Annotated in this window: 1 protein-coding gene; it reads right to left on the reverse strand. The window is 42.1% G+C overall.

From position 1 onward, the window contains the following. Positions 1 to 464: hypothetical protein (locus KEM10_RS24080; protein ID WP_212221019.1), on the reverse strand; the 464-nt coding region annotated here is incomplete at its 3' end. Positions 465 to 485 lie beyond the last annotated feature (21 nt).

The raw sequence follows: 485 nt of genomic DNA on the forward strand, positions 1-485 counted from the left end.
AACACACCAAACAGACCGTCAAGCTTAGATTTTACAGCAGGGTTATCTCCTGAAAATAATCCTAACAAGGAATCCAGTTCTCCCAATCCATTGGTGTTGTTTTGGATTTGGCTCTGTTTCATTTCCTCCTGGATAATGGTTTGTATTTCCGCTCTTTCAATGGGTTCTTTGGGTGGGTTCAAAAGTTTGCTGATATTCACCGTATAACTGTTCAGGCTTCTGGCATTGGGACTTTTGCCTCCAAACACATCAACCCTGAGTGAACCATGAGATTGCTTTGCTTTTTCAATGGCACTTTCAATATCACGGTTAAACTTATCGGTTCCGGAGGTTCTTGAAGTGAGTGCCGTTTCCTGTGCTGCGGTAACCAGGTATATTTCGTAAGCGTATGGGTACTTTTGTTCGTCCTCCGAACGCTTTATAAACTCGTATATGCTTTGTATTTGCTCTCTGTAATCCAACATAGTCGTATTAATTTCGGTGGG

This window comes from Carboxylicivirga linearis (assembly GCF_018271995.1).
In the GTDB taxonomy this organism is placed as follows: domain Bacteria; phylum Bacteroidota; class Bacteroidia; order Bacteroidales; family Marinilabiliaceae; genus Carboxylicivirga; species Carboxylicivirga linearis.